3 protein-coding genes are annotated in these 8091 nt (G+C 73.5%); all 3 read right to left on the reverse strand.

Annotated elements, in window-relative coordinates; all coding sequences use genetic code 11:
• The coding region (locus tag ABTX60_RS42780; RefSeq protein ID WP_352102014.1) for a non-ribosomal peptide synthetase at nucleotides 1–3046 on the reverse strand (3046 nt) is incomplete at its 3' end.
• Nucleotides 3047–3210: 164 nt separating this feature from the next.
• Nucleotides 3211–3417, reverse strand: coding sequence for an MbtH family protein (locus tag ABTX60_RS42785; RefSeq protein ID WP_352102015.1), 207 nt, complete (start codon nucleotides 3415–3417; stop codon nucleotides 3211–3213).
• Nucleotides 3418–3467: 50 nt separating this feature from the next.
• Nucleotides 3468–8091, reverse strand: a 4624-nt coding sequence (locus tag ABTX60_RS42790) for a non-ribosomal peptide synthetase (RefSeq protein ID WP_352102016.1), incomplete at its 5' end; no start/stop codon positions are given.

The following is an 8091-nucleotide window of genomic DNA, read 5'->3' on the forward strand; positions in this document are numbered from 1 at the left end:
GGGGGGCGGTGTAGTCGGAACCGGCGCGCACCGCGGACAGGTCCGGCGTGGGCAGGGAGCGGCGGTCGACCTTGCCGCTGGGGGTGAGCGGCAGCCGGTCGAGGCCGATGAAGACGGCGGGCACCATGTAGTCCGGCAGCAGTCCCGACAGGTGGGCCCGCAGGTCGGACGTCCCTGCTCCCGCGCCTACGGTGTACGCCACCAGACGTCTCCGGCCGGTGGCGTCCTGCCAGGCCAGCACCACCGCGTCCCGCACGTTCGGGTGGGTCAGCAGGGCGCTCTCCACCTCGCCCAGCTCGATGCGGAAGCCCCGGATCTTCACCTGGTCGTCGGCGCGGCCCAGGAACTCCAGATCCCCGGCGGCCAGCATGCGCGCCCGGTCGCCGGTGCGGTACAGCCGGTCACCCGGCACGAAGGGGCTGTCGACGAACCGCTCGGCGGTCTGCTCGGGCCGCCCGTGATAGCCGCGCGCGACACCGTCGCCACCGATCCAGATCTCGCCCGGCACGCCCGGCGGGACGAGGTTGCCGTGCGCGTCGAGGACGTACACGCGCGTGTTGGGCAATGGGCGGCCGATCGGCACGTACACACGGCCGCGAAGGCTCTCCTCTGTCGGGACGAAGACCGTCGAGTCGACGGTCGCCTCCGTGCCGCCGTACGCGTTGACGACGACGCAGTCGTGCCGGATGCGGTGCAGCAGGGCACGGCAGTCCTCGACGCGCCAGCCCTCGGAGCCGACGGAGATCAGCCGGAGCGGCGGGAACGCCCCACCACGGCGGTCGACTTCCTGGACGACGGCGTTGAGCAGCGACGGCACGATCTCCAGGCCCGTCGCGTCCGTCTTGGCGATCAGGTCGAGGAGCGCCGACGGCTCGGTGGTGACGTCCTTCGACGCGATGATCAGCGCCCCGCCGAAGGGGAGGGAGCGGATCAGGTCCGCGAAGAACAGGTCGACGGAGAGGCTGGACACCGACAGGAAACGCGGCTTCAGTCCCTCCAGCCCGTACCGCTCGTCCCAGGCCGTGAGGATGTGCCGGACGTTGCGGTGCTCGACGGCGACACCCTTGGGCTCGCCGGTCGACCCGGAGGTGTAAATGACGTACGCCAGATCTGTCGCGCCGACGGCGGTACGCGGCGTGGTGGTGGGCAGCCGCCCGATGGCGTCCCATTCCGCGTCCAGGTCCACGACCCGCACCCCCTGCCCGGCAGGCAGGCGGTCTCGCACCGCCGACTGTCCGACGACGATCCGGGCCCCCGAGTCCGCCAGCATGTACGCGAGGCGGTCGGCCGGGAAACCCGGGTCGAGCGGCACGTACGCGGCGCCCGCGCGCAGGATTCCAAGCAGGCCGACCGCCATGGCGGAGCCGCGCTCCACGCTGAGGCCCACCAGGGAGCCGGGGCCGGCGCCGAGCGCGATCAGGTGGTGGGCGAGCTGGTTGGCACGCTCGCTCAGCTCCCGGTGGGTGAGCGTGGTGTCCTCGGCGATCACGGCGACCGCATCGGGGGTACGCGCTGCCTGGGCCGCCAGCCTTTCGTGGATCAGGGGGCCGTCGCCCGTCGGCAGCCGGGTGGCGTTCCACTCGACGGCGACCTGTCGGCGCTCGTCGTCGGTGAGCAGCGGCAGTGCCGCCACGGGCCGGTCGGGGTCGGCCAGCGCACCGGCCAGCAGCACGCCGAGGTGGCCGGTCAGCCGGGCCACCGTACGCTCGTCGAAGAGCTCGGTGCTGTACTCGACCAGGCCGTGCAGGCGCCCGTCCCGTTCCTCGAACTCGAGGGTGAGGTCGAACAGCGAGGCGTGGCGTTCGAGCGGGTACGGGGAGACGGTCGTGCCCCGCAGGGCCACGGTGTCGGCGGGGGTGTTCTGCAGGACGACCATGGCCTGCACCAGCGCCGTCCGGCTTGGGTCGCGCTCCGGCTGCACGGCCTCGACGAGCTTGTCGAACGGCACCTCCTGGTGGGCGAACGCGTCCAGGACGGTGTCCTTCACGCGCCCCAGTAACTCCGCGAACGTCAGCTCCGGCTCCACCTGGGTGCGCAGCACGACCGTGTTGACCAGGAAGCCGACCAGTTGCTCCAGTTCCTGGTGCCCGCGCGCCGCGGAGGATGTGCCGACGGCGATGTCCTCCTGGCCGGACCAGCGGGCGAAGACCGCCTTCACCGCGGCCGTCAACACCATGAACAGCGTCGCGTCCCGCTCACGGGCCAGCTCCTTCAGCCCTGCGACCGTGTCGGCGGGCAGCTCGAAGCCGTACACCGCGCCGGCCGACGAGCGCACGGCGGGCCGCGGGAAGTCGGAGGGCAGATCCAGCGGGGCGATGCCCCTCAGGTGATCGCGCCACCAGTCGAGCTGTGCCTCCAGCAGTCCGCCGTCCTCCAGTCGGGCGCGCTGCCAAGCGGCGAAGTCCGGGTACTGGACGGTGACTTCCGGCAGGTCGGGCTCGCGGCCCCCGGTGCGGGCCGCGTACAACTCGCCCAGCTCGCGAGCGACGACGCCCATGGACCAGCCGTCCGTGACGATGTGGTGCATCCCCAGAACGAGGATGTGCTCGTCCTCGGCGAGGCGCACCAGCAGCACGCGGACGAGAGGGCCGGACTTCAGGTCATAGGGGCGGGACGTCTCCGCCCGCACGGCCTCCCGCGCGGCGTCCTCGTCGGCGGCGTCGGCGGTCACCCAGTCGGGGTCGAGCCGGTCGTGGACGACCTGCACGCCCCGGCCGTCGCGGGAGTCGAAGGTCGTCCGCAGCGCCTCGTGGCGGGCCACCAGGTCGCGGACGGCACCGCGCAGTGCCTCCGGGTCGAGGAGCCCGCTGATCCGTACCGGCAGCGCCGAGTGGTAGTCGGCCCCGCCGGGGGCGAAGTCCTCCAGAAACCACAGGCGCTGCTGGCCGAAGGACAGGCGCAGCTCACCGCCGCGCGGCACCGCCGGGACCAGCGGCGCGGCGGCCGCGGCAGCCCCGCCCTGGCCCGCCAGCCGCTGGGCGAGCGCCTCGCGGAGTCGTTCGGGAAGGGCGGCTATCCGGTCCGCGCGGGAAGACGGCGTGTTCATGGGCGGTATCCCCCAGGGGATTGCTGGTCAGCAGGTCGAGAAGGCGGCCCGACCGGCCCCCGCCGGAGGGGGTGGCGGGGGCGGACGGGCGGCCGCCGTTGTCGGGCGGCGACTGTGGCCGGGGTGGCGGCCGGGAGCGGGTGGCTGGGAAGAGGTGGCCCGGCTCAGGCGGCGGAGGCGCGCAGACTGCGCGGCCGCATGTCGGTCCAGTTCGTCTCGACGTACGCCAGGCACTCCTCACGGGGCCGGTCGGCGAGGACGACCTCCCAGCCGGCCGGAACGGCCGTGCCGGTCGGCCACAGCGAGTGCTGGCCCTCCTCGTTCACGAGGACGTCGTACGAACGGTCGGATTTCTCGAAGGGGTTGGACATGGTGGGACCTTTCCGCGTGAGGGGTGAAGGGTGGGGGAAGGGCAGGTGGCTCAGGACGTCCCGGCGGCGGCTTCCAGCTCCGTCAGGACCAGCTCCTCGACGTCGGCGGCGGTCTCGGCGACCGTCGGCCTCTCGAAGAGGGCGCGCGGTGACAGATCGGTGCCGAACAGGGCGTTGATCCGCGACACCGTGCGCAGGGCGAGCAGCGAGTCGCCGCCGAGCTCGAAGAAGTCGTCGTGGACCCCGACCCGTTCGGCGCCGAGCAGTTCCCGCCACACTTCGGCGACGAGCTCCTCGGTGGGCGTCGCCGGGGCCTCGTACTTTGTGCCGGCGGCGAGGCGCTGCTCCGGCGCGGGCAGCGCCCTGCGGTCGACCTTGCCGTTGGCGGTCAGCGGCAGCGCCTCCAGTGTGGTGAACACCGCCGGGATCATGTGGTCGGGCAACGACGACGCCAGGTGCGCGCGCAGTTCGGCCGCGCCAGGCACCGCTGTCCCGCCGGCCGGGACCACGTGGCCGACCAGGGTGGTACGGCCCGAGGCCGGGTCGGTGTGCGGGACGACAGCCGCGTCGGCGACCGCCGGATGGGTCACAAGCGCGGCCTCCACCTCGCCCGTCTCGACCCGGAACCCGCGGATCTTGACCTGTCCGTCGGTACGGCCGAGGAACTCCAGGGTCCCGTCCGCCCGCCACGCCACCAGGTCCCCGGACCGGTACATCCGGGTACCGGGGGCGCCGAACGGGTCGGCGACGAACCGTTCGGCCGACAGTCCCGGCCGCCCCAGGTAGCCGTGGGCCAGACCGTCGCCGGCGATGTACAGCTCGCCCGGTACACCGATCGGCGCGGGGGCGAACTCCTCGGTCAGCACGTACACCCGGGTGTTGTGCAGCGGCGAGCCCAGCGGCACGGAACCCGCGCCCGGGGCACCGCCGTCCACCGAGCCGCCGCCCAGCGAGCCGCGCAGGTCGTGCGTCGTGGTGAACGTGGTGGCCTCCGTGGGGCCGTACCCGTTGGTGAGCCGCAGCGCGGGGTGGGCGTCCAGGACACGGGTGCAGTGCTCCGGGGAGAGCCGATCACCGCCCGCGACGAGCTGCCGCAGCCCCGCGAACGCGCCGTTGTCGTCGTCGGCGACCTGGTGGAACAGACCCGCGGTGAGCCACAGGTGCGTGACGCCGCGCTCCTTGAGGAACCGGCCCAACTCCGCCGTCGTGGACAGCCCCTGCGGGTGCACCGCGAGCCGCGCCCCGCGCAGGAGGGCCGCCCATACCTCGAACGTCGACGCGTCGAAGGACAGCGAGGCGAACTGCGCGACCGTGTCGCCCGGGCCGACGTCCGTGTACGCCGCCTCGTGCACCAGCCGGACGACGGCCCGGTGCGGGGTGAGAACGCCCTTCGGTGTGCCGGTCGAGCCGGAGGTGTACATCACGTAAGCGACGTCCTCGGGGCCCGGGCCCGGCGCGGGCGCCGCCGTCGGCCGTGCTGTGACCGCCGGTGCGTCCCGGTCCAGGTCGACGGTCCGGGCGGCGGAGGGCGGCAGCCGGTCGCGCGTCCCCTCCTCGGTGAGCAGCAGCTCCACCCCGGCGTCGCCGATCATGTAGGTGAGGCGGTCGGCCGGGTAGCCCAGGTCCAGCGGTATGTACGCGGCGCCGGCCTTCAGGACGGCGAGCAGCGCGGTGATCGCGTGCGCGCCGCGCTCCAGGCACAGGCCGACGAAGGTGCCGGGGCCGGCGCCGAGCGCGATCAGGTGGTGGGCGAGCCGGTTGGCCCGTTCGTTCAACTCCCCGTACGTCACCTCCTCGTCCCCGTACACCAGGGCGACGGCGCCGGGGTGCGCGGCGGCCCGGGCGGCGAACAGCTCCGGAAGGGACGCCTCCGGCAGGTCCCGGGCCGTGTCGTTCCAGGCCCGTACGGTCAGTTCGGCCTCCGCGGCCGTGAGCATCGGCACCCCGGCCACCGGCGACGCGGCCTCGCCGGCGGCGGGGAGTGCGGTCAGCAGGGCCTCCAGGTGGCCGCACAGCCGGGCCGCGGTGTCCCCGTCGTACAACTCCGCGTCGTACGCGAGGGTGTAGGCCAGCTCGTCGCCGCCGTAGGCGATGAGGTTCAGCGGATAGTTGGTCGCCTCGGTGCCGGTCAGGCCGCGGACGCGCAGCCCGTGGGCGGCGGCGGCCTCGTCGTCCATCGGATAGTTCTCGAAGACGACCAGGGTGCGGAACAGCTCCTCTCCGCCCTCCACGTCGCCGCACGCCTGGACGCGCGGCAGCGGCACGTACTCGTACTGGCGTGCCTCGACCTGGGCCCGCTGCACCTGTGCCAGCCAGTCGGTGACCGGCGCGGTCCCCTCGACGCGGACCCGGACCGGCAGCGTGTTGATCAGCATGCCGACCATCGACTCCGCGCCCGGCAGCTCTGCGGGTCGGCCTGAGACGGTGGCGCCGAACACGACGTCGTCGACGCAGGCGTGCCGGGCGAGCAGCAGCGCCCAGGCACCCTGGAGCACGGTGTTCACGGTGAGCCGGTGCCGACGGGCGAAGTCGAACAGCTCGCGGGAGACCTCCGGCGACAGGCGGCGGGCGATCCGCGCGGTGGCGCCCGTACGGTGGCCGGGTGCGCAGTGCCGGACGACGGGAAGCGGCGTCGGTGCCCGGAAACCGGCGAGGATCTCCCGCCAGTACGCCTCCGCCCCCGCCAGGTCCTGCCGCTCGAGCCACTCCACGTACGCGCCGAACGGCCGGCGCGCGGGCAGCTCGGGCTCCCGTCCGGCCGCCAGGTCCGCGTACGCCATGTAGGTCTGCGTAAGGACGTCGAACGCGGACCAGCCGTCCAGCAGGATGTGGTGGAAGGCGCACACCAGTCGCACCGACGTGTCCGACAACCGCACGAGGGTGAGCCGCATCAGCGGAGCGGTGGTCAGATCGATCGGCCGGGAGCGGTCCTTGGCAAGGAGACGGCGCACCGCCTCGTCCCGCTCGGCGGCCGGCAGGGCACGCCAGTCGAGGTGGGTGACGGGCAGCTCCGCCCGGCGGTGGACCACCATCAGCGGGCGCTCGACGTCCCGCCACTCCAGCGAGGCGCGCAGCACGCCGACGCGGTCGGCCACCGTCTGCCAGGCGCGGGCGAGCAGCGCCGGGTCGCTCACGCCGTCGACCTCGAAGGACATCTGCTCCGCGTACGCGCCTGGGTCGGACAGCGTGTGGAAGAGCATGCCGCTCTGCAGCGGGGTGAGCGGGTGGATGTCCTCGACGTCCCGGCCGTCGCCGGCGATCCGGTCCACGGCCGCCTGGTCGAGCCCGGCGAGCGGGAAGTCGGACGGCGTCGCGCCGCCGTTCCCCGGCCGCAGGCAGTGCTCCGCCACGCCGCGCAGCGCAGCGAGGAACGCCTCAGCGAGCTGCCGCACGGTCGTGGTGCGGTGCGCTGCGGGAGCATGGATCCAGTCGACGCGCAGTTCGCCGTCGCCGACGGCCGCCACGATGTCGATGACGTGGGGCCGGGGCTGCTCGGGCGCCTGGTCGGCGCCGAGCGCCGCCAGGCGGGCGCGCACCAGGCCACCGTCACCGGTGGCACCGTCCCACTGACCGAGGTAGTTGAAGCTGATCTCGGGCTGCGGGGCGGCCGCGAGGGAGGTGTGCGCGGGGCTGTCCGGCTCCGACAGGTGACGCAGCGCCCCGTAGCCGATGCCGTGGCCCGGGACCGCCCGTAGTCGTTCTTTCACCGACTTCAGGGCCTGCCCCCAGTCACCCTCCGGGACGTCCAACGTGACAGGGTGGATGGTGGTGAACCAGCCGACCGTACGGGACAGGTCGACGTCGTCGAACAACTCCTCGCGGCCGTGGCCCTCGAGGGCGATCGTGACCGGCGCACCCGCCAGGTCGCCCAAGATGCGACCGAGCGCGGTCAGCAGTACGTCGTTGATCCGCGTGCGGTACGCGGCGGGAACCCGCTGCAGCAGCGCCTCCGTCTCGGCGCGGTCCAGCCGTACGGAGGTGACCGCCGCGGCGCCGAAGGTGTTGGCGTCGTCGCCGGCTCCGTCACGCGGCAGCGGGCGGACGGCGGCGACCGTGTCCCGCCAGTGGTCGAGTTCGTGGTCGAGGGCGCCGGAGCGGACGTGCGCGGCCAAGCGCTCTGCCCACTGCTGGTAGCTGCTGGTCTTGGGGATGAGGTCCACGGCGCGGCCCTCGGTGAGCTGCGCGTAGGCGGTGGACAGGTCCTCCAGCACGATCCGCCAGGACACCCCGTCCATCACCAGGTGGTGCACCGCCAGGAACAGACGCGGCAGCCGCGACGGGCCGAGGCGGAACACCACGCCCTTGACCACGGTGCCGCTCGCCAGGTCGAGGGAGCGTTGCGCGGCGAGTGCCGCCTCGTGCAGGGCGGCGTCCCGCTCGTCGTCGGCCAGCGCGGACAGGTCCCGTACGGTCAGCCGCTGCGCGCCGGCGTCACCGGCGCCGTACTCCTGAACCCAGTTGTCGCCGTCGCGGGTGTACCGCATCCGCAGCGCGTCGTGGTGGGCGACGACCGCACCGAGCGCCCGCTCCAGCAGCGCCGTATCGGTGTTCGGGGCCAGCTCCACCTGGGCGGACATGCCGTAGTGGTCGGGGTTGACGGTGTGCTCGTCGAGGAACCAGCGCTGGATGGGGGTGAGTTCGACGCGGCCGGAGACCTGGGTCGGTGCCGTCGTG

The organism is Streptomyces sp. NPDC126510 (assembly GCF_040302345.1).
Taxonomy (GTDB): domain Bacteria; phylum Actinomycetota; class Actinomycetes; order Streptomycetales; family Streptomycetaceae; genus Streptomyces.

Bases quoted from the DNA above. Each gene is read 5' to 3' on its own strand.
- ABTX60_RS42785 (WP_352102015.1), bottom strand. From the start codon at position 3,417: ATGTCCAACCCCTTCGAGAAATCCGACCGTTCGTACGACGTCCTCGTG.